Genomic DNA, 25415 nt, shown 5'->3' with positions numbered 1-25415 from the left:
ATTATTTTACCCGTCAGGAAACCCGCCGAATCTCTTGACTTCTTGAACCTCGCCGGTCATTAGCGCCCATCTTTGAACGCCCTCAAAACGCGTTCAATTCACTATTTCATTCTGGAGATTGGCACCATGAAGGCGCTGATGAAGACCACTAAGCCGGCAACCCCGGCAACGGTCGAAAAGAAGTGGATCCTGATCGACGCGGAAGGTCTCGTCGTCGGCCGCCTCGCCTCGACCGTCGCGAACATCCTTCGCGGCAAGCACAAGACCAGCTTCACGCCCCACGTCGATTGCGGTGACAATGTCATCATCATCAACGCTGGCAAGGTGAAGTTCACCGGCCGCAAGCTGACAGACAAGGTGTACTACAAGCACACTGGCTATGCCGGCGGCATCAAGGAAACCACGCCCGCCAAGATCCTGGAAGGCCGTTTCCCTGAGCGCGTGCTTGAAAAGGCCGTTGAGCGCATGATCCCCCGTGGTCCGCTTGGCCGTCAGCAGATGCGCAACCTGCGCATCTTCGCCGGTGCTGAACATCCGCACGAAGCGCAGAACCCCGAAGTGCTCGATTTCGCATCGCGCAACCGCAAGAACAAGGTGGGTGCATAATGTCCGATAACCGCCAGTCCCTGTCCGACCTCGCGTCGCTGACCGCCAACGCTCCCGCGCCCGCCGCTGGTGAGACCGTCGCTGCCGACGCGCCGATCGCTCCTGTTCAGCCCTCGGCTCCTCTGCGCGCCCAGGAAATCGACAGCCTCGGCCGCGCCTACGCCACCGGCCGGCGTAAGGATGCCGTCGCCCGCGTCTGGGTGAAGCCCGGCACCGGCAAGATCACGGTCAACGGCCGCGATCAGGAAATCTATTTCGCTCGCCCGACCCTGCGTTTGGTGATCAACCAGCCCTTCGGTATCACTGAGCGTGAAGGTCAGTATGACGTGATCGCCACCGTCAAGGGCGGCGGTTTGTCTGGCCAGGCCGGCGCGGTCAAGCACGGCATCGCCCAGGCTCTTACGAAGTATGAGCCGGCGCTGCGCAGCGCAGTCAAGGCCGAAGGCTTCCTGACCCGCGATAGCCGTACCGTCGAGCGTAAGAAGTATGGCCGCGCCAAGGCTCGCCGCAGCTTCCAGTTCTCGAAGCGCTAAGCGTCAGCTACCATTATTTTGGAAGGGGCCGGTTTTCCGGCCCCTTTTTCTTTGTCTGCAACCGTTGCGCAATCGTACCGGTGGCAACCTTCGGTTACTCCAAGTTGTTGACCCATCGTAGCTTTCGATAGGAGGACGTTATGGGTGAAATGACTGACAAGGTTAAAGCGGCAGGCAATAAGATTGCTGGAGCGGTCAAGGAAGCTGCGGGCCGGAACCAGAATGATGCCGATCTGGTCGCAGAGGGAAAGGCGCAGCAGGCTAAGGGCACCGCTCAGGACATCAAAGGGTCTGTGAAGGGTGCGCTTGGCGACAAGATCTGAACCAACCTAACCTGATATAATTTAAGAGAGGCCTCGCCAACTGGTGGGGCCTTTCGCTTATCAGCTAGTCCTTAAATCCGCTTGGAGAGGCGTGTTCTTCCGCTTCGCTTAGATAGGCAAGCACGTCTCGCCGTAATTCCCCAGCACAGAGATAGAGCGCTATGATGTTGGGGATCGCCATCAGGAAGAAGCTACTATCAACGATATCCACAACCCGACCTAGGTCGATCGCGGCGGCGGGGGGCAACGCGAGGATATAGAGGATCTTGTAGCTCCACTGCGCCTTTGGCCCATGACCAAACAGATACCCCCAAGCCTGAAGGCCGTAAAAGCCCCACGCCACAAGCGTCGAATAGGCAAACAGCACAACGACGGCCGCTAGTAGCCATGGAAACCATGGTGATACCTGCGCGAAGGCGGCAGATGTGATTGCGATGCCCTCCAATCCAGATGTCCAAGTGCCCGCGACCACAAGCGCCAGACCTCCTACCGAACAGACTATCATCGTTCCAAGCAGCGGTTCGAGCAGGGCCACCATGCCTTCTGAAACCGGATGGCGCACCCTTGCGAGGCTATGCGCCATCACCGCGGAGCCGACACCGGCCTCGCTCGCAAAGACCGCTCGCCTCATTCCCGAGACAAAGGCGCCGACAGCGCCCCCTGTGGCCGCGCTTCCATTCCAGGCGCTGTGCCATATCTGGGCCAATGCGTCGGGTATAGCTGGCGCGTGGATGATGAGGACGGCAGCGACACCAATGAGATAGACGGCCACCTTGAGCGGGGTGAGCCGTTTCGCGACCTCGCCAAGCCATGCCGCGCCGCCCAATGTCACCAACGCCACGGCGGCGGCCAGAAGCACGCCATATGCCCAGCCGTTAGAGAGACCGGTCACAACCTTCACCTGCGCGAAGCTCTGGTTAACCTGCACCATCGGGATCGCGCCAAACAGGGCGAAGAAGGCGTAAAGGCCGCCGAGCGTAAGTCCTAGACGGGGCCAGCCTCGGGCCGTGCCTATGGCTTTGAGCACATACATGGGGCCACCATGCACATGGCCGCGTTGATCGAACGTCCGGTATTTGAGGCCGAGCGTTACTTCGGCCATCTTCACGGTCATTGCGAACCAGCCGATCACGAACATCCACAAGATCGCGCCCGGCCCACCCATGGTCAACGCAACCGCGACCCCGGCGATGTTGCCGAGGCCGATCGTCCCGGCGAGCGCTGTGGTCAAAGCGCCCCACTGACTGACGTCGCCCTTGGCCTCGCCTGCGTCTGGCTGGGTCCGCAATATCCGTAGCGCCCGTCCCACAGTGCGGACATTGGGAAAGCCTAGCCAGATGGTGAAAAACAACATCGGGACCGCAAGATAAAGGACGATCAGTTCGATCCAGACACCCAGAACGGGCACCTTGAAGAAGACCGCACTTGAAAGCGCGTCCACCGCTGCATTGAAACCGTCCATCTGCTATGGGATGACTGCTGGCCAGTGGAAAGTCGAACAAAGATTGCTATGGACGACGGCAACTTAGGTCGCGTTGCAGGACAGAAATCATGAGCAGGCGTTATTTCGGCACCGACGGGATCAGGGGCCGTACGAACCAATGGCCGATGACCGCAGAACTGGCGATGAAGGTCGGCATGGCCGCCGGAAAGCATTTTCAGCGGGGGAGTCATAGGCATCGGGTTGTGATCGGAAAGGATACGCGCCTGTCCGGTTATATGGTCGAAAACGCGTTGGTCGCGGGGTTCACTGCGGTGGGGATGGACGTTGTTCAGTTCGGGCCGATTCCAACGCCTGCCGTGGCGCTGCTTGCTCATTCTATGCGTGCCGATCTGGGTGTCATGATTTCGGCCAGTCACAATCCCTATGCCGACAACGGCATCAAGTTGTTCGGACCTGACGGCTATAAGCTGTCCGATGAAGATGAGTTGAAGATTGAAGCGATGCTGGATCAGGACATCCCGCTCGCGGCTTCATCGGAAATCGGACGCGCGCGCCGGGTCGAGGACGCTCGGGGCCGCTACATCCATGCGGTAAAGTCCAGCTTTCCCGCTGACCTTCGCCTCGATGGGCTGAAGATCGTCGTCGATTGCGCGAACGGCGCCGCTTACCAGGTCGCGCCCTCGGCTCTTTGGGAATTGGGCGCTGAGGTGATCGCGATTGGGGTGACGCCGAATGGCATCAATATCAATGATGGTTGTGGATCGACCTCCCCGCTTCTGTGCCAGGAAACGGTCGTGTCGTCCGGTGCGGACATCGGGATCGCTCTTGACGGCGATGCCGACCGGCTGATCGTCGTGGATGAGAAGGGCCAGATCGTTGATGGCGATCAGATCATGGCGCTGATCGCCAGCAATTTCGCACGCGACGGATTGCTGCGGGGGGACGGATTGGTTGCGACGGTTATGTCCAACCTCGGCCTGGAGCGCTATCTGGCTGCGCAAGGCATTAATCTCGAGCGTACCAAGGTTGGGGATCGTTATGTGCTGGAGCGAATGCGTGAGGGTGGCTTCAATGTCGGCGGTGAACAGTCGGGACATATGATCCTGTCCGATTATGCGACGACCGGCGACGGGACTGTTGCAGCGCTACAGGTGCTCGCGGCGCTTGTTCGCGCGGGCAAGCCCGCCAGCGAAGTGCTGCATCAGTTTGATCCCGTGCCTCAACTACTCAAAAATGTCCGCTTTTCCGGGGGCAAGCCGCTGGAGCATGAGGAGGTCAAGCGGGTGATCGCGCAGGCGGAGGGTGAATTGAATGGTTGCGGCAGATTGGTCATTCGTCCGTCCGGCACAGAGCCTGTGATCCGTGTCATGGCCGAGGGCGATCGGGAAGATCAGGTGAAGGACGTCGTCGAACGGATATGCGACGCGGTGGCGAGGGTGGCAGCCTGATGCTGGATATGCGTCCTGATTGCGAACGATGCGGCGAGGATCTGCCAGCTGCGGAGCCGGGTGCGTTCATTTGCTCATTCGAATGCACCTTTTGCGCTGCTTGTGCCGAGGCGCTTGATGACCGTTGCCCTAATTGCGGCGGGGAACTGATGGACCGGCCGACACGCATAGGCGATGCGCTTGCGCGCCATCCCGCCTCTACCGAGCGTCACTACAAGGGATGAAGCCCGCGCGCATTTTGATCATCGCCGGGTCGGACAGTGGCGGGGGGGCTGGCATTCAGGCGGATATCCGTACAGTCACGCTGCTGGGTGGGCATGCGATGACGGCGATCACTGCGATCACGGCTCAGAATACGCTGGGGGTGCAGGGCGTGCATGCGGTGCCCACCGATATGGTGTTGCGGCAGATGGATAGCGTCATCAGCGATATCGGTGTTGATGCAGTGAAGATCGGGATGATCGGTTCGGCTGAAACTGCGCAGGCCGTTGCTGATCGATTGGCCGAATTGGTCGATGTTCCGGTCATATTCGATCCGGTGATGGTCGCGACAAGTGGATCGGTGCTGGCGGATGAGGCGACGATTGGGGCGTTTGAGCGGTTGATGGCGCTGGCGACTTTGGTGACGCCGAACATTCCTGAGATGGAGGCGTTGGGGGGCGAGGAGATTGCGATCCGTTTCGGCACGCATGTGCTGGCGAAGGGTGGGCATGGCGAGGGGGCGATGCTGACGGATCGGCTGATTGGGCCGCGGGGGTTAGTAAAGTCATGGAGCAATGCGCGAATTGAAACGATTCATACGCATGGGACCGGGTGTACCTTGGCCAGTGCTATTGCTGCTCGGCTGGGGCAGGGATCGGGACTGGTAGAAGCTATTGAATTTGCTCGTAAATATGTTCGAGAAGCGTTGATGCTGGCGCCGGGGCTGGGGCAGGGTCATGGGCCTATGGGGGCGCCGTTCGGGTTTCACCAGCATGCCTGATTTTGCGCATGAGCGGTTGCATCATCCGGGCCTGGTCGCGGGTGTGGACGAAGCGGGCAGGGGGCCGCTTGCGGGGCCAGTGGTGGCAGCTGCCGTCATCCTGCGGCAGGAGGATTGCCCGGACGGCCTTAACGACAGCAAGCAACTGACCGCCGCGCGGCGCGCCGTGCTGGAGGTCGAGATCAAGGCGCGGGCGCTGTGTTGGGGGATTGGGGTGGCGTCGGTCGAGGAGATTGACGAGATCAACATCCTGTGGGCGACAATGCTTGCGATGACGCGGGCGGTGGAGGCCCTGGCGCATGATTGCGCGCATGTGCTGGTGGACGGCAATCGCTGCCCGAAATGGCGGTGGGCGTCGACGGCTGTGGTGGAGGGCGACGCCAAATGCCTGTCGATCGCGGCTGCGTCGATATTGGCCAAGGAAGCGCGCGACCGCATGATGATAGAGGCGGCGGCGGTGCATCCCCATTATGGCTGGGAAAGCAACAAGGGCTATGGTAGCCCGATGCATCTGGCGGCGTTGCGGGAACATGGTCCGACGCCGCTGCACCGCCGCAGCTTTGCCCCGGTCGCTCAGCTGGTCCTGTTGTAGGGCTTCGGCCGAATTGACCGCCGGGTAGCCGCCGTTGCTTGATTCAGGTGATATCGAGCGGGTGATAGACCGAAGAGTGGCTAGTTTCTGCCCTGACGGGATGGATCCGTGGGAGCTTGGCCCTCAAATTTGAATCTGGCTTTCACACCCCCCTCGTTGGCGTGATACGTCGATGCTGAACGGATTAGAGCGTCGTGCCTTTATCTGAATTCCTCAACCCCGTTCGGGCTGTCCGAACGAGTCACTTGCCTCGTTTGGATGTCGAAGCCCTCTACTTTCTAAAAGAAGTGGAGCCCTTTGACAGGCTCAGGGCGAACGGCAAAAGGAGGTGGTGCCGATTTAAAGCTCGAAGCTCTAGAAGGATCACGCGGCCTAGCGCGGACAGGATCAAGACTTCTTAACCTGTGCCACGACGGGATTAAGAATAGTGAGTCGATAGTCCCGTACTGGCTGGCGCGGCCGCGCATTATGGCTAAGAAAGTCTTTATGCGCGTGATGCCGTTCCTGCTGGCGCTGGTCGCCATAACCTCTCTTTCGCCGACGCGTGACGCTGCTGCTGAGTCCGCGATTCCGGATGGTGAGGTGGTGCAGCCGGGCGGCTATCGTTGGCTAGAGGAGGGGCCGTTTGATGGGCCGCTTTACCTGATCATCAGCCTTCAGCGGCAGATGGTGCATGTCTATAGCGGGGACCGGCTGGTGGGCGTGGCGAGCGTGTCGACGGGCACGGCGGGACATCGGACGCCGACGGGCGAGTTCACGATCCTGCAAAAGCGGGAATGGCATCGGTCCAACCTCTACAGCAACGCTCCCATGCCGTTCATGCAAAGGCTGACATGGGATGGGGTGGCGCTGCATGCGGGGCATAATCCCGGCTATCCGGCGAGCCATGGTTGCATAAGATTGCCTACCGCCTTTGCGCGGACATTGTTCGGGATGACGGAGCTTGGGACGCTGGTTCGGGTGAATGCGGATGAGTTGGGGCCTGCGTTGATGCTGGATCGGCTGGTGCTGGATGATCCGGGGACGGCGGTGGTCACTTTCACGCCGGGTGCCAAGCTGCCGGTGGTGGAGCAGGCGAAGGTTGAATTGGCGGCTGGGGATGTTCCTGTGCTCGCGATTGATCCGAGTGTGTTTCGGCCGAGGTTGCGGCGGTGGTAGGTTACGTGCCTGTTTTCCGGAGGTCTGACGCCTTCGTTTTGAATAGGTGAGGGCTTCGATCCGCTCAGTCTGAACGGGACGGAGGCGGGCGGCTTAGCGCTGATAGCGGGTCATTGCAGCTTTCCGGGTTGATTGCTGAAGAGAAGGAAGGGGCTTCGACAAGCTCAGCCCGAACGGGCTTGGGTTGTTGGCCTGAGGCTCAGGGCGGCCGGGTTAAGAGTGTTTGCGATCCTTAGAGGCTGATCGTTTTACACGGAAGCATCGCATTAAGGCTGATTTTCCGTCACCCCGGGTTCCACCCGGGGTCCCGCTGCATCGGCAGCGTCAGAAAAGAAGCGGGACCCCGGATCAAGTCCGGGGTGACGATCACTCAAGCATGATCATGCTTCAGACCGCGCTCAGCCCTGCGTCGGCGAGGCCGCGCCATAGGTGCAGGGCCTGCACGCTTTCCTTTACGTCATGGACGCGCACCATCTGCGCGCCGGATTGCGCGGCGCGGAAGGCGAGGGCGATGGAGCCGCCGAGGCGGTCGGGGGCGGGGGCTTCGTTGGAGAGTGCGCCGATCAGACGCTTGCGGCTTCCGGCGAAGAGCAGGGGCACGCCGAGGCCCTGAAACACCGACAGGCCGTTGACCAGCGCGAGATTGTCGGCGAGCGATTTGCCGAAGCCCAGGCCCGGATCGACCATGATTCGGTCACGCGTGATACCTGCGGCGACGCAGGCTTCGATGCGGCTTTCGAGCATGTCGAACACGTCGGCGACGACATCGCCATAGCCGCCGGGATTGTCGTGCGGATCATCTCCGGAGGAGGGCGCATGCATCAGGATGACGGGGCAGGTTGACCGCGCGGCGACTTCCATCGCGCGGGGGTCGTGGGCGAGGGCGCTGACATCGTTGATGACCTTTGCGCCCGCTGCGAGCGCCGCTTCCATGACGGATGCCTTGCGGGTGTCGATGGAGACCGGGACCCCTGCGGTGGCCAGCTTTTCGATGACGGGGACGACGCGGGCGATTTCGTCGCCCTCCCAGACCTTTGGCGCTTTGGGGCGGGTGGATTCTCCGCCTATGTCAATGAGCGCTGCGCCTGCGGCCGCCATGGCGAAGCCTGCGTCCGCTGCGGCTTGCGGGTCGTCCATATGCTTTCCGCCATCGGAGAAGCTGTCGGGCGTGACGTTGAGGATCGCCATGACTTGCGGCGCGTCGAAGCGGATGGTGCGATCGCCTAGTGCGAGCGGCTGGCGTTGGGCGGAGATGTTTGTTGCGAGACGTTGCGCTCGTTCGGCGAGCGCGTCGGGGAGGGTGGCGATGGTTTGGGCGAACTGGGCGACCGGGATTGTGGTTCGGGCGAGGCGTTGGGAGCCTTGAAGTGCGGTTAGCTCATAGGCCTGGAACCAGATGAGGCCGTTGGCCATGCGTGCCGCTGACCCATCGGGCAGGCCGATGGGGGAGGGGACGAACCATGTGGGCTTCAGGTAGAGCCGGGCGCCCTGGGGGAGAGTGGAGAGGGTCATGCTGGTCTCGTTCACGCTGCGCCTGTCGAGGGCTTTTCCTTGTTAAAGGAAAGGAAGGGGCTTCGACAGGCTCAGCCCGAACGGAGGTTGGTTTGGAGTTTTGGTATGGGCGCTATCAGGGTTCGTTTGCCAGCAGGTAAGTCTGGCGCAGCGTGTCGATGGGTTTGAGTGTGCCTTCAACCTCATGATGCCAGAACGTCCAGCCATTGCAGCTGGGGGCATTTTGCAGGGTTGCGCCGATCTTGTGGATCGAACCCGTGTCGGTGCCGACGCTGAGCGAGCCGTCCGCGCGCACGGTGGCCTGCCAGCGGCGCTTGGCGTCGGTCAGGATCGCGCCGGGCTGGAGATAGCCGGTTTCGACAAGCGTGCCGAAGGCAACCTTGGGCTGGCTCTTGGCGCTTTGCATGATGGTGAGGGCGGATTCGTCCAGCGGCAGGGCGGCTTCGATCCGCTCCATGGCGACTTCGATATAGCTGTCTTCGCGTTCGATGCCGATCCATTTGCGGCCGAGGCGCTTGGCGACCGCGCCGGTAGTGCCGGTGCCGAAGAAGGGATCGAGCACGACGTCGCCCGGCTTTGTGCAGGCCAGAAGCACGCGATAGAGCAAGGCTTCGGGCTTTTGCGTCGGGTGCGCCTTTGTCCCGTTACGCTTCAGCCGTTCTTGGCCGCCGCAGATCGGCAACACCCAGTCGGAGCGCATTTGCAACTCGTCATTGAGCGTCTTCATTGCCTTATAGTTAAACGTATATTTGGCGTCCTCGCCCTGGCTGGCCCAGATCAGCGTTTCATGCGCGTTGGTGAAGCGCGTGCCCTTGAAATTGGGCATGGGGTTCGACTTGCGCCAGATGATGTCGTTGAGGATCCAGAAGCCTTCGTCCTGAAGGGCGGTGCCGACGCGGAAGATGTTGTGATAGCTGCCGATGACCCAGATGCTGCCATTGGGTTTCAGGATACGGCGGGCCTGCGCCAGCCATGCCTTGGTAAAGCGGTCATAGCTGCTGAGCGTATCGAATTTGTCCCAGTCATTGTCGACGGCATCCACCCGGCCGCCTTCGGGGCGGAACAGGTCGCCGCCCAGCTGAAGATTATAGGGCGGATCGGCGAAGATCATGTCGATGCAGGCGTCGGGCAGCTTGGCCATTTCGGCGATGCAGTCGCCGCGCAGCAGGCAGTTTGCCGGGACGTTGACCGCCTCTTTTTCGATCGGCGCAACCGCCCTTTTACGCCGCGGTGCGACGCGTTCCATGACACCCATTATGTGACCCCCATTCGTTTCGAGGACCAGCGTTGAGTCGTCGAGAGTCCGGCGTCAAGATCAACGGCTTAGCCGCAGAGCCTCAGACAAAAGTTAACAGCGTGAGAACGAAAGAGGTAGACACGACATGTTGAGTCCGGATTTAGCCGCGGGACTCAATATCAGGTGGTGTGACTCAAAAGACTCAGCTGCTGGACCCCGCCAACTTTTTTTGGTTAACGTCGCTTCGACCCGTCAAAAACGGTCTTCGCTTGATCTTCTCATAATCATTTGGTTATGAGTTCGCAATGAATGATCCTGTTTCAAGTGGCGACCGCTCGGCGGCATGTGACGAACTTTTCAAGGCGCTTTCCGATGGGACGCGGCGGGCCTTGCTGGAATATCTGGTGAAGGAGGGCGAGCAGAGCGTGCATGCCCTGACGGCCGTCTCCGATGTATCGCAACCGATGGTGTCGCGGCATTTGGGGAAGCTGAAGCGCGCGCGTTTGGTGACGGCTCGCCGGGCGGGGCGGGAGACCTATTATGCGGCGCGGGTGAAGGGCTTGGCTCCGGTCGTGCAATGGATGGCGATTTACGGGGCGCTGTGGTCGCAACGCTTTACCGCTTTGGAAGAATTGAGCGAGCCTGCCTGACGGGGCTGCGCGCCATAATTCCCCTTGCATTGCTGGCCTAAATGGTGATCGAAGGCGCGGTGATCCATGTTGCGGGAAGGGGGCGGGATGTGCCGCCCTAAGGGCATGCGGCATGGTGACGGGAAACGAGACGTGGATAAGATTGCAGGCCGCCTTGGTAGGATAGAGGGGCGCGCGCGCTTTGTCAGGGAAACACCCGATGTCAGGCGTCAGGCGCTGATCGAAGCGACGGCGCAGTGCCTTGCGGAGAAGGGCGTGGCCGCGACTTCCGTCCGGGCGATCTGCGCGCGGGCGGGCGTGTCGGCGGGGTTGCTGACGCATTATTTCGATGGTGTCGATGCCCTGATCCTCGCCACCTATCGCGAGGTTGGAAATAAGGTGGCGGCGGCGCTGGAGCAGGCCGTGGCGGAGGCGGGGCCTGATCCGCTTAACCGGCTGTGGGCTTATATAAGGGCGAATTTGCAGCCGCCGGTGCTGGACCCCAATTTGCTGGCGACCTGGATTTCCTTCTGGAGTCTGGTGAAGACCAGTCCCGAGATCGCTGCGACGCATGCGGAAACCTATGGCGGATCGCGCGAGCGATTGGAGGTGTTGCTGCGCGAGGCGGCGCCGCAGATTCCGCGTCCGGCTGCGCGGATCGCGGCGATTGGTTTGACGGCCATGCTGGATGGGTTGTGGCTGGAGCTTTGTCTGGATTCTTCGACTTTCACTATCGATGAGGCGCTGGAGATGGCCAGGGAGGCTATGACCTATGTCCTTCAGAAGCCAAGGGATGAGCCGGTCGATCAACGACGGGTGGGTTGATCGCTTTTCTCAATCAGTGGTGTGAAGAAAAGCAATTTCCCCTTACCCTGCTACCTCCCTACATAGGCCGGGCAACAGCAACCCCTCAGAAGGAACTGGAAAGCCCATGGCTCTCATCAACACCAGCATTAAGCCGTTCAAAGCCACTGCGTTCAAGGAAGGCAAGTTCGTCGACGTCACCGACGCAGACGTGAAGGGCAAGTGGGCGATTTTCTTCTTCTACCCCGCCGACTTCACCTTCGTGTGTCCGACGGAGCTGGAAGACCTGGCCGGCATCTACCCGACGCTGCAGTCGCTGAACGTGGAAGTCTATTCGGTTTCGACCGACACGCATTTCAGCCACAAGGCATGGCACGACACTTCGCCCGCGATCAGCAAGATCAACTATTATATGCTGGGCGACCAGTCGGGCCAGATCACCAATAATTTCGACGTGATGCGTCCGGGCGTCGGCCTGGCTGATCGCGCGACGTTCCTGGTCGATCCCGAAGGCGTGATCCAGTTCATGGAAATCACGTCGGAAGGCGTCGGCCGCAACGCGACCGAGCTGCTCCGCAAGGTCAAGGCTGCGCAATATGTCGCCGCTCACCCCGGCGAAGTGTGCCCGGCCAAGTGGGAAGAGGGTGAAGAAACGCTCGCTCCCTCGCTCGACCTCGTCGGCAAGATCTAAGCAAACCTGACCTTTCGCCGGGCCGGGTTGAGCAACTCCCCGGCCCGGCGGGGGTTTTACCTGACAATTTGACTGCTAATCTCACGCCGGGCCTTTGGGCCGTGCCGGCGAAGGGAAAGCTGCGCGCCCCAGGCAGCGCGCCAATTCAATGGAGCTACGATAGATGTTGGACGCAAATCTGAAGGGTCAGCTGAAGACCTACATGGCGAACATCACGCAGCCGATCGAGCTGGTGGCGTCGCTGGACGAAGGCGCGAAGTCGCGTGAGTTGGAAGGCTTGCTGAACGAGATTGCCGAGCTTTCGGACAAGGTGACTGTCACGCCCGGCAATGACAAGCGCAAGCCGAGCTTCATGATCCGGCGCGTGGGCACTGACATCGGCGTGACCTTCGCGGGCATTCCGATGGGGCATGAGTTCACGTCGCTGGTGCTGGCGCTGCTGCAGGTGGGCGGCCATCCGTCCAAGGCGGCGCAGGAGCTGATCGAGCAGATCAAGGATCTGGACGGCGACTTCAGCTTCGAAACCTATTTCTCGCTGTCATGCCAGAACTGCCCCGACGTGGTGCAGGCGCTGAACCTGATGAGCGTGCTCAATCCCCGGATCAAGCATGTCGCCATCGACGGCGCGCTGTTCAAGGAAGAGGTTGATGCGCGTCAGGTGATGGCGGTGCCGACCGTATTCCTGAATGGCGAGCCCTTCGCTTCGGGTCGCATGGAGCTGGAGCAGATCGTCGCGAAGATCGACAGCGGCGCGGCGGAACGCGCGGCGGAGAAGATCAAGGCCCAGGAACCTTTCGAGGTGCTGGTGGTCGGCGGTGGACCCGCTGGTGCGGCGGCGGCGATCTATGCGGCACGCAAGGGCATCCGTACCGGTGTTGCGGCGGAACGATTCGGTGGGCAGGTGCTCGACACGATGGCGATCGAGAATTTCATTTCGGTGAGCCACACCGAGGGACCGAAGCTGGCCGCGCAGCTGGAAGCGCATGTGAAGGATTATGATGTCGAGATCATGAACCTGCAAAAGGCGGCCAAGCTGATCCCGGCAAAGACTGAAGGCGGCTATCATGAGGTCGTGCTGGAAAATGGCGCGTCGCTCAAAGGACGCACCCTGATCCTGTCCACCGGCGCGCGCTGGCGGCAGATGGGCGTGCCGGGCGAGGATGAATATCGCAACAAGGGCGTGGCCTATTGCCCGCACTGCGATGGCCCCTTGTTCAAGGGCAAACGTGTGGCAGTGATCGGCGGCGGCAATAGTGGTGTCGAAGCGGCGATCGATCTTGCGGGCATTGTCGCCCATGTGACGCTGATCGAGTTCGATAGCCAGTTGCGCGCCGACGCGGTGTTGCAGCGCAAGCTCGCCAGCCTGCCCAATGTGCGGATCATCACTTCGGCGCTCACCACCAAGGTGGACGGCGATGGAGCCAAGGTTACGGGCCTGTCCTACAAGGACCGCAACAATGGCACCGAGCATGATGTCGAGCTGGAGGGCATTTTCGTGCAGATCGGGCTGGTCCCGAACACGGAATGGCTGAAGGACGCGATCGCGCTGTCGCCGCGCGGAGAGATCGAGATTGACGCCAGGGGCGAAACGAGTCAGCCAGGGATATTCGCTGCGGGTGACTGCACGACCGTGCCCTACAAGCAGATCGTGATCGCCATGGGAGCAGGATCGACAGCGGCGCTTTCCGCCTTCGATTATCTTATCCGCCTGCCCGCTTCGGAAGAGGCAGCGCAAGCCGCCTGACGAGACAGCCCCCGAGCGGGGGGTTGGGAAGCGGTCGCCCCCAGGCCCGGTGGCGGCCGCTTCTTAAGGTGTGTGGGGGTTCAGCCCATGACGGGCTGCAAATGGCGACTTTCTGCGCTTCCGGTGCTCACGTACTGAAGTACGCTGCGCGCCGGTTCTCGAAATTCACCATTTTCGCCTCGCCCTGAACTGAATCCCCACACACCCTAAAGCACGAAGCTCTAACTTCCCCCCTCGGCAATCCCGGCGGTTTCAACCTGCGGGATGACGGGCAGTCAGCAGATAGTTGATCGCCTTATTCGACGAGAGCGTGAAGCCTTTGCGCGGGTCGAAGGAGAGGCCGGTTACCTCCGTCACCTCCAGTCCGGCCTTCACCAGCATGTCTGTCAGCTCCTCGGGCGTCAGGAACTTGTCCCAGTCGTGCGTTCCCTTTGGAATGCCGCCGATACCTTCGCCGATGCGGATCATGGCGAGGCGTGAGAGTGGTGTGCGATTTGGCGTGGACATGACGAGCAGGCCGTTGGGACTGAGCTTGTCCGCCAGCGCACGGACGAAGGCGGCGGGGTCGGTGACATGCTCCACGACTTCCATGGAGGTGACGAGATCGAAGCTTCCGGCGTTGAGCTGTTCGACGGGCGTCGCGCGATAGTCGATCAGGAGACCCTGACCGTCCGCATGGGCGCGGGCGATGGCGATATTTTCTTCCGCCGCGTCGAGCGCGGTGACCGCAGCGCCCAACCGTGCCAGAGGTTCGGACAAAAGGCCCGCGCCGCATCCCACATCCAGCGCAGACTTGCCTTCAAGTGGGAGGAAGCTGCTTTCCTCGCCAAGCCAGTGTCTGTCGATCGCGCTACGAATATAGCGCAGCCTTACCGGGTTGAGTTTGTGCAGCATGGCGCTGCTGCCCTTGGGGTCCCACCAGTCGGCCGCCATTGCGCCGAAGTGCGCGGCTTCGCGGGGATCGATCGTGCTTGTCGCTGAATTGGCCATGCGCCCTGACTATCAAGCTGCGCGACTGCGCGCCACGGGCATTTAAAGCATCATGCTTTAAACCGGCACCGTCTCCTGCTTCCGTTTGCCGTGAGCCTGTCGAAGCCTGTCCTGAGCGCCTGCTGTAAGCAGGTAGTTGAAGGGGGCTCTGTCTCTTTTCATGAAAAAGAGGGCTTCGACAAGCTCAGCCCGAACGGGGTAGGGTGATTCAGATAGAGGTATGAAGCTCTAAGTCTTGCGGGGCGGCGATATGCATGAGCGACGGCACTATGGGGTTCCGCCCGGCCGATGGCTTGCTTGCCATATCCGCCGCTGCTGCTATAGCGGCGCCGTTTTTCCCCGGAGGGGGACGGACGCTTTCCAGATCAGCAGACAGGTTTGACAGGCAAATGGCGCGCATCGTGATGAAATTCGGCGGCACCTCCATGGCGGGGATGGAGCGAATTCGCAACGTGGCTGCGCGCGTCAAACATGTCGTCGAGCAGGGCCATGAGGTTGCTGTCGTCGTATCCGCGATGGCGGGCGAGACGGACCGGCTGGTGGGGTTCTGCAAGGAAGCTTCCGCGCTTTACGATCCCGCTGAATATGACGTTGTGGTCGCTTCAGGCGAACAGGTGACGAGCGGCCTGCTCGCCATGACGCTGAAGGCCATGGGTGTCGATGCGCGCAGCTGGCTCGGTTGGCAGCTTCCCATTCGCACGAACGAAGCTCATGCCAAGGCGCGCATTGGCGAGATCGATACGCTAGACCTTCTTTCGTCCATGCGCGGCGGCACCGTGGCGGTTATCCCCGGTTTTCAGGGCATGATGGAGGATGGCCGCATCTCGACCCTGGGTCGTGGTGGTTCGGACACTTCGGCGGTCGCAGTCGCGGCGGCCCTGAAGGCTGATCGCTGCGACATTTATACCGACGTCGATGGCGTCTACACCACCGATCCCCGCATCGTGGCGCGCGCGCGCAAGCTCGACCTCGTCACCTATGAGGAAATGCTGGAACTGGCATCGGTCGGCGCCAAGGTGCTCCAGACCCGATCCGTCGGCCTCGCCATGAAGGAAGGCGTGGTCGTGCAGGTGCTTTCCTCCTTCGATGATCCCACCCAGACCGACCTCCCCGGCACGCTGATCGTCAGCGAAGAGGAACTGGAAGCCAAGCTCAAGGAAGACAAGATGGAACGTCAGCTCATCACCGGCATCGCCCATGACAAGAATGAGGCGAAGATCACCCTGACCCGCGTGCCGGATCGTCCGGGCGCGGTGGCGCACATCTTCGGCCCGCTGGCAGATGCCGCGATCAACGTCGATATGATCATCCAGAATGTCGGCCGCGACAAGGGCGAGACGGACGTTACCTTCACCGTGCCGGGCGCTGATCTGGCCCGCGCGCTCGACGTGCTGGAAAGCCAGAAGGAAGAGATCGGCTTCAACCGCGTGATCCCGGATACGAAGGTCGCGAAGATCAGCGTCGTGGGCGTCGGCATGAAGAGCCATGCGGGTGTCGCTTCGACCATGTTCAAGTCGCTGGCCGAGCGTGGGATCAATATCCTCGCCATCTCGACCAGCGAGATCAAGGTTTCGGTGCTGATCGACGAGGATGAGACGGAGCTGGCGGTGCGTGTGTTGCACACGGCTTATGGACTCGACGCGCCGGTCGCTTGACCTTTTCTCCCCTCCCCTTCAGGGGAGGTCGGGGGTGGGGCCGTGCCCCATAGAACAATGCGTGGGGAAGCCCCCCACTCCAACCCCTCCCCTGAAGGGGAGGGGCTTTGTGATTCTAGGAATATGCATATGACCAACGCCAAACTCACTTCCCTGATGGCTCGCGGCACCGAATTTCTCGGGTGCGAGGTCGCGATCATGTGTGGGGCGATGAGTTGGGTGTCGGAGCGGAACCTGGTCGCGGCCATTTCCAACGCTGGCGGGTTCGGCGTGATCGCCTGTGGGGCGATGACGCCTGAATTGCTGGACAAGGAAATCGCGGCGACGAAGGCGCTGACGAGCAAGCCCTTTGGCGTCAACCTGATCACCATGCACCCGCAGCTGTTCGACCTGATCGAAGTGTGCGCGCGTCATGAAGTTGGCCATGTCGTGCTGGCTGGCGGCTTGCCGCCCAAGGGCAGCATCGAGGCGATCAAGGCGAAGGGCGCGAAGCTGATCTGCTTTGCCCCGGCGCTGAGCCTGGCGAAGAAGCTGGTTCGGTCGGGCGTGGATGCGCTGGTGGTCGAGGGGATGGAAGCGGGCGGTCATATCGGCCCGGTGGCGACCAGCGTGCTGGCGCAGGAAATCTTGCCCGAAATGGCTTCGCAGATGCCGGTGTTCGTCGCGGGCGGCATCGGGCGCGGCGAGGCGATCGCCGCCTATCTGGAAATGGGTGCGGCGGGCGTGCAGCTTGGCACCCGCTTTGCCTGCGCCAGCGAGAGCATCGCGCATCCGAATTTCAAGAAATCCTTCTTCCGTGCGTCCGCTCGCGACGCGATCGCGAGTGTCCAGATCGACCCGCGCCTGCCAGTCATCCCCGTGCGTGCGCTCAAGAATAATGGCACAGAGGCTTTCACCGCCAAGCAGCGTGAAGTCGCCAACCTGCTCGACAGCGGATCGGTCGACATGATGGAGGCTCAGCTTCAGATCGAACATTATTGGGCAGGCGCCCTGCGCCGGGCGGTGATTGATGGTGATGTCGAGGGCGGGTCGCTGATGGCGGGTCAGTCGGTCGGCATGGTGACCAAGGAAGAGCCGGTCGCCGAGATCATCGCGCAATTGATGGCCGAGGCGGCGGTTGCGCTGGAGAGGCGTAGCGCCTGAAGTGTGCTCGTCCCGATATCGGGACGAGCCGAATCTCCTGAGGGATGAAGTGATCCGGGCGGTCATCGCCAGGAACGCGCGGCTTTGCCATGAGTTTTTGCGCAGAGAATTCATCATAAGGGATATCGGGTTGCCGCTGCGTGCTGTTTCATGTCGCGTCTGGACAATTGCTTCGGTGGGCGCCTTAGCGCTGGTTGCAGGCTGCTCCACGCCCAAGGCACCGCCCACGCCTCCGCCGCCGGTCGTTCGGACGATCAAGCCGCTGCCGCCCATGGGCGCGGTAGAGGATATGAGCATTCCCGAGGTTGATCCGGAGGGCAAATATCTGACGCCCAATCGCGGGGTGACGGCCAATACGGCGCTTTGGCATGTCCGGATGGCGTTGAATGTGGCGGCGCTGTCCTGCCATGGCGTGAACGAACCGGCGCGGGTGCAATATAATCAGATATTGCGGGTGCATAAGGACGTGCTGCGGGAGGCCAATGCCGCGGTCGATCGCAACTATACAGCGGCTTATGGGAGCGGGGGCCTTCAGTCGCGCGAACTGCTGAATACGGTCGTCTATAATTTCTTCTCGCTCCCGCCGGTTCAGCCGACCTTCTGCAAGGCCGCGATTGAGGTCGGGGCGAAGGTGCTTGCGATGCCGTCAAGCCAGCTGCTGGGCTACGCTCCGGAGGCGCTGACCGCGCTCGAACAGCCGTTCCAGGAATTTTACGAGGCCTATGCCGACTATCTGCGGCGGTTGGCGGAGTGGCAGTCGCGCTTTGGCGGAACGGTGACGGTGATCGTGTCGCCTACACCTCTGCCGCCGCCGCCCAAGCCGCCTGCGGAAATCGGAGCGGGCTTCGTCCCGCCGCCCGCGCTGCCAAGGTTGCGTGAGGAAAGCGGGCAGGCGCTGGTGCCGGGCGCTACATCCGCGCCCCGTGTGATTGTGCCGACTTTCCCGATTACGCGCTAAGCGGAGGGGTAGGTCGCGGGGGCCTTGGCGGGCAGGGGGAACAGGCGCACGAAGCGTTCCGCCAATGCGGGGTCGCCCTGGACCTGGAGCGCGTCGGCGACATCCTTGAAGCTGGCTCCGCCATAGACGACGGCGGCCAAGGCGTTCTGATCGCCGCTGAACAGCACGTCTGCGTCCTGGGCTGAGCCGCGATCGATGGTGAAGTCGCCATCCTTCAATAGCGCGCGAAATTCTTCCTCGCCGAAGCGGAAGCCGATCATGGCGTCCAGATCGCCAATGCGGCTGCGGTCGATCATGGTGCGCATGGAGAGGACCACCGACACGTTGCTCATTGGCTGGCCGGGTTGCATCGTAGGTGAGCGGCAGGCCCAGCGGCCGAGGACCTGGAAAAGGATTTCCGACTCGCGGCCCCATTGCGTCAGTTCGTAAATCTGGCTGGCGGCGGGTGGGGGCAGGCGGCGGCGGATGAGGACGCTGGCCGCCTCCAGCTCCTCCAGTCGCTGCGTCAGTACGTTGGCGCTGATTCCGGGCAGGCTGGCGCGCAGATCGGTGAAGCGCTTTGGCCCCAGCATCAATTCCCGCATGATGGGCATGGCCCAGCGGTCCCCGACAAGGTCCAGCGCATGGGCGACTGCACAGCCATCCTGATAGGCGCGCTTTTTCAATTGCGAGTCCTTAGTTATTTTTTATAACTTATATGTTGCAGAAGATAATCTATGGGTCCACAAAGTTCAAGGCGGTGAGTCGAGAGCGACAGTTCCTTGCCGCGAAGCTCAAGGAGATGCGTGATGCCCAATGCCCCCGCGCCCAAGATGATTTTCGTTAACCTGCCGGTGAAGGACTTATCCGCTTCCATCGCCTTTTACGAAGCGGTCGGTGCCGTGCGGAACAATGACTTTGCCGATGACAGCGCGCAGATGGTCAGCTTTTCCGACGCGATCCACGTCATGCTGCTGACGCATGAACGTTTTTCCAGCTTCACGGCGCGGCGCATTCCCAATGCGCATGAAACGGCGCAGGTGCTGCTTGCGCTCAGCGAGGAAAGCCGGGCTGCGGTCGATGCGACGATGGCCAAGGCGCTGGCGGCGGGAGGGACGGAACCCAATCCGTTGCAGGATCATGGCTTCATGTACGGCCGCGATTTCGCCGATCTGGACGGCCATATCTGGGAACTCGCGTGGATGGATATGGAGGCGGCCCTGGCTGTGAATCAGCCGGAAACGACGGCCTGACTTCGTCCTGACAGATATAAGGAGAGAGATGATGAGCTATATCGATGGCTTCGTGGTTCCCGTGCCCAAGGGGCAGAAGGAGCGGTATCAGCAGTTTGCCGCCCGTTCCGCGCCCGTTTTTCTGGAACATGGCGCGCTGCGTATGGTTGAATGCTGGGGCAATGATGTCCCGGTGGGGAAGGTCAATGACTTCCGGACATCCGTGATCGCCGAAGAGGACGAGGATGTCGTCTTTTCCTGGATCGAATGGCCCGACAAGGCGACCCGTGATGCGGGGCAGGAAAAAGCGATGAAGGACCCCCGCATGCAGGAAGATGGGGAGATACCCTTTTCCGGCAAGCGGATGATCTATGGCGGGTTCGACGTGATGCTCGACCAAAAGGCCTGAAACTTCCTTTTAGAGGAGACGGATGATGACCGATCTCACCGGCAAATTCTTCTGGTACGAACTGATGACCAGCGACCCTGACGCAGCGATCGCCTTCTACGGCGACGTGGTAGGCTGGACGGCGCAGCCCTTTGGTGGCGAGCGGACGGACGATCCCTATAATGTCGTGTCCGGCAGCGCGGGTCCGGTGGGTGGCATCATGCGGATTCCGGCCGAAGCGAAGGAATGCGGCATGTCGCCCTGGTGGGGCGGCTATGTCGGATCGGCCGATGTCGATGCGGATGCCGGGCGGTTGAGCGGCTCAGGAGCAAGCGTGAAGCGGCCGCCGGAAGATATTCCGGGGGTTGGCCGCTTTGCCGTGATGAGCGATCCGGGCGGGGCGATCTTCATGCTGCTCAAGGGGTCAAGCCCCGATGGCATGGACGCTGCGCCGCCGATGGCGAACGGCCATGTCGGCTGGCACGAGCTTTACAGCGGCAATTTCGATGCGGACCTGGCTTTTTACACGTCGCAGTTCGGCTGGGGGAAGGGTGAGGCGATGGATATGGGGCCGATGGGAAGCTATCAGCTTTTCTCCATGTCCGGCGCCACCGAATTCAACGCGATGGAGGGCGGCATGATGCGCAAGCCCGAGCAAATGCCGGTGCCGCAATGGCTTTTCTACTTCGTCGTGCCCGACATTGATGTGGGCGTTGAGAAGGTGAGGGCAGGCGGCGGCACGGTGCTTAATGGCCCTGCCGAAGTGCCGGGCGGCGCCTGGATCATCCAGGCTACCGACCCGCAAGGCGCGATGTTCGCGCTGGTCGGCATGCGCTCGACCGCAGCGTAAGGAGAGGAACGATGTCCAAGATTTCACCCTGTCTGTGGTTCGACGGACAGGCCGAGGAAGCTGCGCGCTTCTATGTCTCGGTCTTTGGCGGATCGGTGGATTCGATCAGCCGCTATCCGGATGATGTCCCCAGTCCTGCGCCTTTCAAGGGAGGGGATGTGCTGATGGTGGAATTTAGCCTGTTCGGGCAAAGTTATCAGGGCCTGAACGGTGGGCCGAAATTTCCGTTTACCGAAGCGGTGTCCTTGTCGGTGTCCTGCGAGGATCAGGCGGAACTGGACCGCTATTTCGATGTGCTGACGGCCGATGGCGGCTCGCCCGGTCCCTGTGGTTGGGTGAAGGACAAATATGGCCTGTCCTGGCAGTTGGTGCCCGAAGAGGTGATGGAGATGCATCGAAAGGGCGGTCCCGGCATTCAGCCGATGATGGCGGTGATGATGACCATGCAAAAGCTGGACCTTGCCCGGATGAAGGCGGCTTATGAGGGAGCGATGGCATGAGCAGCGCGCAACATGAGCTGTCGGTCAGCTGTCACATCGCCGCCCCGCGCGAGATTGTGTGGAAGGTGTGGACGGACCTGAAGGACCAATGGTTTTGCCCCAAGCCGTGGCGGGCCGAGGTGATTGAGGAAGATTTGCGCCCCGGTGGCCGCAGTGCCGTGCGCATGTTCGGCCCCGATGGCGAGGATACCGGGCCGATGGAGGGCATTTTCCTTGAGGTCGTTCCGGGAGAGCGGGTTGTGTCGACCGATGCTTATGCGTCCGGCTGGATACCGCAGGAGCCGTTCCTGACGTCGATCTGGAGCTTTGCGCAAGAGGGTGAGGGCACGCGCTTTACCGCGACGGCGCGGCATTGGAGCGAGGAAGCGCTGAAGCGACATGAGGAAATGGGGTTTCATCCGGGATGGGATCAGATGGCGCAGCAGTTCAAGGAATTGTGTGAGACTTCGGCGGCGACGGCTTGATGGGGTACTCCTGCCTATCGGGAGATGGGGAGGTGGGCTGACGTTGCGCATTTTCCCCTCCACCGCCTTTGGCGGTCCCCCTCCCCATCTGGCGATGGGGAGGATTTGGGGGGGAAGGCGCTCGTCTTTTGACGATTTGATGGGGTTCTCTCCAGATTAACCCTGACTTCCTCTTGGAAAGGGGGGCTGCGATCTGTTAGCGCTTGATCATGCCCACGACGCCCGCCGCAGCCGCCCGCCACATCCTCACCAGTTTGCAGGAGGTGATGGCTGCGCGAACGAGCGCGCAGGCCAAGCTGAACAAGGTCGTGGACATTATCGGCCAGGCGCTGTCGAGCGAGGTTTGCTCCATCTATCTGGTGCGCGAGGGGCTGCTGGAACTGTTCGCGACGCGCGGTTTGAAGCAGGAGGCCGTCCACGTCACCCGCATGGCGATGGGCGAGGGGCTTGTCGGCCTGATCGCCACCAATGTGGAAACGCTGAACCTGGACGAAGCCGCGGCGCATCCGGACTATAGCTACCGGCCGGAAACGGGCGAAGAGCTGTTCCATAGCTTTGCTGGCGTGCCGATTGTACGGCGCGAGCGCGCGATTGGCGTCTTGTGCGTGCAGCATGTGGAACCGCGCCGTTATGAAGAGGTCGAGATCGAGGCGCTCCAGACGGTGGCCATGGTGCTGTCGGAACTGATCGCCAATGCCGAACTGGCCGATGACGGCCCGGCGGATTCGCGCGTGCAGGATACGGGCACGATCATGTTGCAAGGCTTGCAGCTGGTCATGGGCATGGCGCGGGGGCATGCGGTGTTCCACCAGCCGCGTGTTCATGTCGAACATACGGTGGCGGAGGATACCGAGGCGGAGCGGCAGCGCGTCATTTCCGCCTTCACCAAGATGCGCGAACAGATCGACCGCATGACGGGCGCGGTCGAATTCGGGATGGAGGGCGAGCATCAGGAGGTGCTCGAAACCTACAAGATGTTCGCCTATGACGAAGGCTGGATACGGCGCATCAACGAGGCGATCGACAGCGGATTGACCGCCGAGGCGGCGATCGAGCGCGTGCAGCAACGCACCCGCATGCGCATGCGGCAGATCGATGACGCTCTGTTGCAGGATCGGATGCACGATCTGGAGGACATGGCCAATCGCCTGTTGCGGATCGTGTCGGGGCAGTTGGGCACAGCGGCAACCATGGGCCTTAGGCAAGACGCCATCCTGATTGCTCGCAATCTGGGTCCGGCGGAACTGCTGGAATATGACCGGCGGCGATTGAAAGGCGTGATCCTGGAGGAAGGGTCGCTGACCGCGCACGTCACTATCGTGGCGCGCGCCATGGGCGTGCCGGTGTTGGGGCGCGTCCGCGAAATCCGGCACAAGGTGAATGAGGGCGACCTCATCCTGATGGACGTCGTGTCGAACAACCTGTTGATCCGTCCGACGGCGGACATGGACGAGGCGTTCGAGAACAAGCTGCATGTCACGCAGAAGCGCCGGGCCGAATTTGCCGCGATGCGTGACCTGCCGTCTGTGACGGCGGATGGGCAGCGTATCGAGCTGATGGTGAATGCGGGCCTGCGTGAGGATGCGCAGGCGCTGGACCTGGTCGGCGCTGACGGCATTGGGCTGTTCCGCACGGAGTTCCAGTTCCTCGTGTCCGCGACTTTGCCGCAGCGGGAAAAGCAGCAGCGCCTCTACAAGGATGTGCTGGACGCGGCGGGCGACCGGCCGGTTATCTTCCGCACCGTCGATATCGGGGGTGACAAGGCGCTGCCCTATATGCAGCGGGATGAGGATGAGGAGCTGGAGGACAATCCGGCGATGGGCTGGCGCGCGCTGCGGCTGGCGCTGGACCGCGATGGGCTGATGAAGGCGCAGGCGCGGGCGTTGCTGGAAGCGTCGGCGGGCAAGGTACTGAACATCATGTTCCCGATGGTGTCGGAGCCGTGGGAATATGAGCAGGCGCGCGCTCTGGTGGAGCATCAGCGCGAATGGTTGGTGTCCCAGCGCAAGAAGGTGCCGACGGCGGTGCGCTATGGCGCGATGCTGGAGGTGCCTGCGCTGGCGGAGGTGCTCGACCTGCTGCTGCCAAAGCTCGATTTCCTGTCGATCGGCACCAATGATCTGACGCAGTTTCTCTTTGCGGCCGACCGGGCGCATCCCAAGCTGGCGGAGCGCTATGACTGGCTGAGCATCGCCATCTTGCGCTTCCTCAGCCGGGTGGTGCGGACTTGCGAGGAATATCAGGTGCCGGTTGGCGTTTGTGGAGAGATGGGCGGGCGGACGCTGGAAGCGATGGCGCTGGTTGGCCTGGGCGTTCGGCGATTGTCGATTACGCCCGCGTCGGTTGGTCCGGTCAAGGCCATGATCCGGGCTATAGATGCCGCTGAATTGCAGGCGTTGATGCGCAAGCTGCTGGACGACGGGGTTGTGGATATTCGTGGTGCGCTGACGCAATGGGCGGATGAGCGGGGCATCGAACTGAATTGAACCGGAAAATGGGTCAGGCATGACCCCGGCGGCGTTGACAATCCCTGTGCCGGAATGAGACAAGACCGGCTTATAAGATCGCGGAGCAGCATGGCAGAACAACCCGAAGTGGAAAGCGGCGCGACGGCGCCGGACGTGCAATTAGGCACTCCGGGCGCAAAGCTGCGCGCGGCGCGTGAGGCGCATGGCCTGTCGATCCAGGACGTGGCGACGCGCACGCGCATCGCGCAACGTCAGTTGGAGGCGATTGAGCGGGACGATTATTCCGCGCTTCCGGGCATTCCCTATGCGGTGGGCTTTGCCCGCGCTTACGCCCGCGCGGTCGATCTGGATGAGGTGGCCATTGCCGCCGATGTGCGCCATGCCGTCCATAATTCCGAACTGGGCGCCAATCGATACGAGGCGTTCGAACCGGCCGATCCGGCCCGTGTGCCGTCGCGCCTGCTTGCCTGGACGGCTGCGGCGATCGTGATTGTGCTGGTGGCTGGCTTCACCATCTGGCGCACGCAGATGCTGACCCCGCCGACGGGGCAGGAGATCGCCGCCGAACAGGCCAAGCCCGCCGTTGCCGTGAAGCCGGCGCCGGGCGCGCGTCCCGCCGCGCCGGTGGTGCAGACGGTGGTGTTCACCGCCAACGATGATGTGTGGCTGCGCATTTATGACGAGGCTGGCGACCGGCTGAAGGATGGCCTGATGAAGAAGGGTGAGAGCTTCACCCTGCCTGCCACTGCTCGCAACCCCATGATCCTGACCGGCCGTCCGCAAGCGCTGACGGTTACGGTCGGTGGCAAGCCTATTGCACCGCTTGGCGCACCTGATCGCACGATTTCCGATGTTCCCGTCTCGGCGGCGGCGTTGCTGGCGCGGGCTGCTCCGGCGCCTGCCGCTCCGGCCGCGTCGCCTGCCCCTGCGCCTGCCCCGTCTGCTGCCCCCTCGGTTCCGCAAACGCCTGCCGCTCGGCCCGTGACCGGGAGCGTGGCGCCTGCGATCCCTGCGGAGCCTGCGCCAGCAGCCCAGCCCACTGCGGATTAAGGCGTCTCCAATCCCTGTTTGAGCCGCACGTCCTG

Annotated in this window: 27 protein-coding genes; 22 read left to right on the top strand and 5 right to left on the bottom strand. The window is 61.8% G+C overall.

Annotated features, from left to right (window positions below):
* Positions 1-126 precede the first annotated feature (126 nt).
* The 3 genes from rplM to ACZ5ZH_RS07775 all read left to right on the top strand — a co-directional run bounded on the left by rplM (position 127) and on the right by ACZ5ZH_RS07775 (position 1462).
* A complete protein-coding gene (rplM, locus tag ACZ5ZH_RS07785) occupies positions 127-606 on the top strand; it encodes a 50S ribosomal protein L13 (RefSeq protein WP_097092068.1) in 480 nt (159 codons plus the stop codon).
* On the top strand, positions 606-1139 hold the full coding sequence (gene rpsI / locus ACZ5ZH_RS07780) for a 30S ribosomal protein S9 (RefSeq protein WP_449473606.1): 534 nt from the start codon (positions 606-608) through the stop codon (positions 1137-1139). The genes rplM and rpsI overlap by 1 nt, the downstream gene beginning before the upstream one ends.
* A gap of 140 nt (positions 1140-1279) precedes the next feature.
* A complete protein-coding gene (locus ACZ5ZH_RS07775) occupies positions 1280-1462 on the top strand; it encodes a CsbD family protein (protein WP_449473604.1) in 183 nt (60 codons plus the stop codon).
* A gap of 64 nt (positions 1463-1526) precedes the next feature.
* Here the strand turns inward: ACZ5ZH_RS07775 and ACZ5ZH_RS07770 are convergent, their stop codons facing one another.
* Positions 1527-2924, bottom strand: a complete 1398-nt coding sequence (locus tag ACZ5ZH_RS07770) for an alanine/glycine:cation symporter family protein (protein WP_464771113.1) — start codon at positions 2922-2924, stop codon at positions 1527-1529.
* 89 nt (positions 2925-3013) lie between these two features.
* Between ACZ5ZH_RS07770 and glmM the strand changes: the two genes are divergently transcribed.
* The 5 genes from glmM (at position 3014) to ACZ5ZH_RS07745 (ending at position 7086) form a co-directional block, all read left to right on the top strand.
* Entirely contained in the window at positions 3014-4354 is a 1341-nt protein-coding gene (gene glmM / locus ACZ5ZH_RS07765) for a phosphoglucosamine mutase (protein WP_460986272.1), read from the top strand.
* Positions 4354-4578 (top strand): DUF1272 domain-containing protein, encoded by a 225-nt coding sequence (locus ACZ5ZH_RS07760; protein WP_460986271.1) that lies wholly within the window; start codon positions 4354-4356, stop codon positions 4576-4578. The genes glmM and ACZ5ZH_RS07760 overlap by 1 nt, the downstream gene beginning before the upstream one ends.
* Positions 4575-5336: a bifunctional hydroxymethylpyrimidine kinase/phosphomethylpyrimidine kinase gene (gene thiD / locus ACZ5ZH_RS07755; protein ID WP_464771112.1), complete on the top strand. Its 762-nt coding sequence runs from the start codon at positions 4575-4577 to the stop codon at positions 5334-5336. Before ACZ5ZH_RS07760 ends, thiD begins: the two co-directional genes overlap by 4 nt.
* Positions 5329-5928: a ribonuclease HII gene (locus ACZ5ZH_RS07750; protein WP_460986269.1), complete on the top strand. Its 600-nt coding sequence runs from the start codon at positions 5329-5331 to the stop codon at positions 5926-5928. Before thiD ends, ACZ5ZH_RS07750 begins: the two co-directional genes overlap by 8 nt.
* A 468-nt stretch (positions 5929-6396) precedes the next feature.
* Positions 6397-7086, top strand: coding sequence for a L,D-transpeptidase family protein (locus tag ACZ5ZH_RS07745; protein ID WP_464775164.1), 690 nt, complete (start codon positions 6397-6399; stop codon positions 7084-7086).
* A 387-nt stretch (positions 7087-7473) separates the two neighbouring features.
* Here the strand turns inward: ACZ5ZH_RS07745 and folP are convergent, their stop codons facing one another.
* Positions 7474-8598: a dihydropteroate synthase gene (gene folP / locus ACZ5ZH_RS07740; protein ID WP_460988098.1), complete on the bottom strand. Its 1125-nt coding sequence runs from the start codon at positions 8596-8598 to the stop codon at positions 7474-7476.
* A gap of 115 nt (positions 8599-8713) precedes the next feature.
* Complete coding sequence (locus tag ACZ5ZH_RS07735) at positions 8714-9853, bottom strand: site-specific DNA-methyltransferase (RefSeq protein ID WP_460986268.1); 1140 nt, start codon at positions 9851-9853, stop codon at positions 8714-8716.
* A gap of 287 nt (positions 9854-10140) precedes the next feature.
* Between ACZ5ZH_RS07735 and ACZ5ZH_RS07730 the strand changes: the two genes are divergently transcribed.
* The 4 genes from ACZ5ZH_RS07730 (at position 10141) to ahpF (ending at position 13703) form a co-directional block, all read left to right on the top strand.
* Positions 10141-10485 carry an ArsR/SmtB family transcription factor gene (locus ACZ5ZH_RS07730; RefSeq protein ID WP_449473592.1) on the top strand — a complete coding sequence of 115 codons (345 nt, stop codon included), beginning with the start codon at positions 10141-10143 and terminating at the stop codon, positions 10483-10485.
* 132 nt (positions 10486-10617) lie between these two features.
* Positions 10618-11289, top strand: a complete 672-nt coding sequence (gene betI / locus ACZ5ZH_RS07725; RefSeq protein ID WP_464771111.1) for a transcriptional regulator BetI — start codon at positions 10618-10620, stop codon at positions 11287-11289.
* A gap of 106 nt (positions 11290-11395) precedes the next feature.
* Positions 11396-11959 carry an alkyl hydroperoxide reductase subunit C gene (gene ahpC / locus ACZ5ZH_RS07720; RefSeq protein WP_196224206.1) on the top strand — a complete coding sequence of 188 codons (564 nt, stop codon included), beginning with the start codon at positions 11396-11398 and terminating at the stop codon, positions 11957-11959.
* Between the two features lie 163 nt (positions 11960-12122).
* The gene (ahpF, locus tag ACZ5ZH_RS07715) at positions 12123-13703 is read left to right on the top strand and encodes an alkyl hydroperoxide reductase subunit F (protein WP_464771110.1); all 1581 of its coding nucleotides are present in this window, start codon (positions 12123-12125) and stop codon (positions 13701-13703) included.
* Between the two features lie 252 nt (positions 13704-13955).
* Here ahpF and ubiG read toward each other — a convergent pair whose 3' ends face one another.
* On the bottom strand, positions 13956-14693 hold the full coding sequence (gene ubiG / locus ACZ5ZH_RS07710; protein ID WP_464771109.1) for a bifunctional 2-polyprenyl-6-hydroxyphenol methylase/3-demethylubiquinol 3-O-methyltransferase UbiG: 738 nt from the start codon (positions 14691-14693) through the stop codon (positions 13956-13958).
* 389 nt (positions 14694-15082) lie between these two features.
* On the opposite strand from ubiG, the gene ACZ5ZH_RS07705 reads away from it, so the two are divergent.
* From ACZ5ZH_RS07705 to ACZ5ZH_RS07695, 3 genes are all read left to right on the top strand, one after another.
* On the top strand, positions 15083-16348 hold the full coding sequence (locus ACZ5ZH_RS07705; protein WP_464771108.1) for an aspartate kinase: 1266 nt from the start codon (positions 15083-15085) through the stop codon (positions 16346-16348).
* Between the two features lie 129 nt (positions 16349-16477).
* Positions 16478-17491, top strand: a complete 1014-nt coding sequence (locus ACZ5ZH_RS07700) for an NAD(P)H-dependent flavin oxidoreductase (protein ID WP_464771107.1) — start codon at positions 16478-16480, stop codon at positions 17489-17491.
* Between the two features lie 175 nt (positions 17492-17666).
* Positions 17667-18449 carry a hypothetical protein gene (locus ACZ5ZH_RS07695; RefSeq protein WP_464771106.1) on the top strand — a complete coding sequence of 261 codons (783 nt, stop codon included), beginning with the start codon at positions 17667-17669 and terminating at the stop codon, positions 18447-18449.
* On the opposite strand, the gene ACZ5ZH_RS07690 is transcribed toward ACZ5ZH_RS07695, so the two are convergent.
* A complete protein-coding gene (locus tag ACZ5ZH_RS07690) occupies positions 18446-19114 on the bottom strand; it encodes a winged helix-turn-helix transcriptional regulator (RefSeq protein WP_464771105.1) in 669 nt (222 codons plus the stop codon). The two genes, ACZ5ZH_RS07695 and ACZ5ZH_RS07690, sit on opposite strands and share 4 nt — an antisense overlap.
* Before the next feature lie 123 nt (positions 19115-19237).
* On the opposite strand from ACZ5ZH_RS07690, the gene ACZ5ZH_RS07685 reads away from it, so the two are divergent.
* From ACZ5ZH_RS07685 to ACZ5ZH_RS07655, 7 genes are all read left to right on the top strand, one after another.
* Positions 19238-19681, top strand: a complete 444-nt coding sequence (locus ACZ5ZH_RS07685; protein WP_464771104.1) for a VOC family protein — start codon at positions 19238-19240, stop codon at positions 19679-19681.
* A 31-nt stretch (positions 19682-19712) separates the two neighbouring features.
* On the top strand, positions 19713-20069 hold the full coding sequence (locus tag ACZ5ZH_RS07680; RefSeq protein WP_449474659.1) for a DUF1428 domain-containing protein: 357 nt from the start codon (positions 19713-19715) through the stop codon (positions 20067-20069).
* Positions 20070-20094: 25 nt separating this feature from the next.
* Positions 20095-20898: a VOC family protein gene (locus ACZ5ZH_RS07675; RefSeq protein WP_460986257.1), complete on the top strand. Its 804-nt coding sequence runs from the start codon at positions 20095-20097 to the stop codon at positions 20896-20898.
* An 11-nt stretch (positions 20899-20909) separates the two neighbouring features.
* Positions 20910-21398, top strand: coding sequence for a VOC family protein (locus ACZ5ZH_RS07670; RefSeq protein ID WP_460986256.1), 489 nt, complete (start codon positions 20910-20912; stop codon positions 21396-21398).
* A complete protein-coding gene (locus tag ACZ5ZH_RS07665; protein WP_460986255.1) occupies positions 21395-21862 on the top strand; it encodes an SRPBCC family protein in 468 nt (155 codons plus the stop codon). The genes ACZ5ZH_RS07670 and ACZ5ZH_RS07665 overlap by 4 nt, the downstream gene beginning before the upstream one ends.
* Positions 21863-22071: 209 nt before the next feature.
* Positions 22072-24348, top strand: a complete 2277-nt coding sequence (gene ptsP / locus ACZ5ZH_RS07660) for a phosphoenolpyruvate--protein phosphotransferase (protein WP_464771103.1) — start codon at positions 22072-22074, stop codon at positions 24346-24348.
* 90 nt (positions 24349-24438) lie between these two features.
* Entirely contained in the window at positions 24439-25380 is a 942-nt protein-coding gene (locus ACZ5ZH_RS07655) for a helix-turn-helix domain-containing protein (protein ID WP_464771102.1), read from the top strand.
* Positions 25381-25415: the final 35 nt, after the last annotated feature.

It is taken from the genome of Sphingobium sp. TomMM7A (genome assembly GCF_055397305.1).
Note: the sequence above shows the minus strand (reverse complement) of the source record. Positions and strands in the feature narration are given on the sequence as shown.

Excerpts from the sequence above, each read along its gene's own strand:
- ACZ5ZH_RS07730 (WP_449473592.1), top strand. The coding sequence starts at position 10,141 with ATGAATGATCCTGTTTCAAGTGGCGACCGCTCGGCGGCATGTGACGAA.
- ACZ5ZH_RS07745 (WP_464775164.1), top strand. The coding sequence starts at position 6,397 with ATGGCTAAGAAAGTCTTTATGCGCGTGATGCCGTTCCTGCTGGCGCTG.
- ACZ5ZH_RS07665 (WP_460986255.1), top strand. The coding sequence starts at position 21,395 with ATGAGCAGCGCGCAACATGAGCTGTCGGTCAGCTGTCACATCGCCGCC.
- ACZ5ZH_RS07655 (WP_464771102.1), top strand. The coding sequence starts at position 24,439 with ATGGCAGAACAACCCGAAGTGGAAAGCGGCGCGACGGCGCCGGACGTG.
- ACZ5ZH_RS07770 (WP_464771113.1), bottom strand. The coding sequence starts at position 2,924 with ATGGACGGTTTCAATGCAGCGGTGGACGCGCTTTCAAGTGCGGTCTTC.
- ahpC (WP_196224206.1), top strand. The coding sequence starts at position 11,396 with ATGGCTCTCATCAACACCAGCATTAAGCCGTTCAAAGCCACTGCGTTC.
- glmM (WP_460986272.1), top strand. The coding sequence starts at position 3,014 with ATGAGCAGGCGTTATTTCGGCACCGACGGGATCAGGGGCCGTACGAAC.
- ACZ5ZH_RS07705 (WP_464771108.1), top strand. The coding sequence starts at position 15,083 with ATGGCGCGCATCGTGATGAAATTCGGCGGCACCTCCATGGCGGGGATG.
- ACZ5ZH_RS07760 (WP_460986271.1), top strand. The coding sequence starts at position 4,354 with ATGCTGGATATGCGTCCTGATTGCGAACGATGCGGCGAGGATCTGCCA.
- rplM (WP_097092068.1), top strand. The coding sequence starts at position 127 with ATGAAGGCGCTGATGAAGACCACTAAGCCGGCAACCCCGGCAACGGTC.
- ahpF (WP_464771110.1), top strand. The coding sequence starts at position 12,123 with ATGTTGGACGCAAATCTGAAGGGTCAGCTGAAGACCTACATGGCGAAC.
- ACZ5ZH_RS07735 (WP_460986268.1), bottom strand. The coding sequence starts at position 9,853 with ATGGGTGTCATGGAACGCGTCGCACCGCGGCGTAAAAGGGCGGTTGCG.
- thiD (WP_464771112.1), top strand. The coding sequence starts at position 4,575 with ATGAAGCCCGCGCGCATTTTGATCATCGCCGGGTCGGACAGTGGCGGG.
- ACZ5ZH_RS07675 (WP_460986257.1), top strand. The coding sequence starts at position 20,095 with ATGACCGATCTCACCGGCAAATTCTTCTGGTACGAACTGATGACCAGC.
- ACZ5ZH_RS07685 (WP_464771104.1), top strand. The coding sequence starts at position 19,238 with ATGCCCAATGCCCCCGCGCCCAAGATGATTTTCGTTAACCTGCCGGTG.
- ACZ5ZH_RS07670 (WP_460986256.1), top strand. The coding sequence starts at position 20,910 with ATGTCCAAGATTTCACCCTGTCTGTGGTTCGACGGACAGGCCGAGGAA.
- ubiG (WP_464771109.1), bottom strand. The coding sequence starts at position 14,693 with ATGGCCAATTCAGCGACAAGCACGATCGATCCCCGCGAAGCCGCGCAC.
- rpsI (WP_449473606.1), top strand. The coding sequence starts at position 606 with ATGTCCGATAACCGCCAGTCCCTGTCCGACCTCGCGTCGCTGACCGCC.
- ACZ5ZH_RS07750 (WP_460986269.1), top strand. The coding sequence starts at position 5,329 with ATGCCTGATTTTGCGCATGAGCGGTTGCATCATCCGGGCCTGGTCGCG.
- ACZ5ZH_RS07680 (WP_449474659.1), top strand. The coding sequence starts at position 19,713 with ATGAGCTATATCGATGGCTTCGTGGTTCCCGTGCCCAAGGGGCAGAAG.
- folP (WP_460988098.1), bottom strand. The coding sequence starts at position 8,598 with ATGACCCTCTCCACTCTCCCCCAGGGCGCCCGGCTCTACCTGAAGCCC.
- ptsP (WP_464771103.1), top strand. The coding sequence starts at position 22,072 with ATGCCCACGACGCCCGCCGCAGCCGCCCGCCACATCCTCACCAGTTTG.
- ACZ5ZH_RS07700 (WP_464771107.1), top strand. The coding sequence starts at position 16,478 with ATGACCAACGCCAAACTCACTTCCCTGATGGCTCGCGGCACCGAATTT.
- ACZ5ZH_RS07775 (WP_449473604.1), top strand. The coding sequence starts at position 1,280 with ATGGGTGAAATGACTGACAAGGTTAAAGCGGCAGGCAATAAGATTGCT.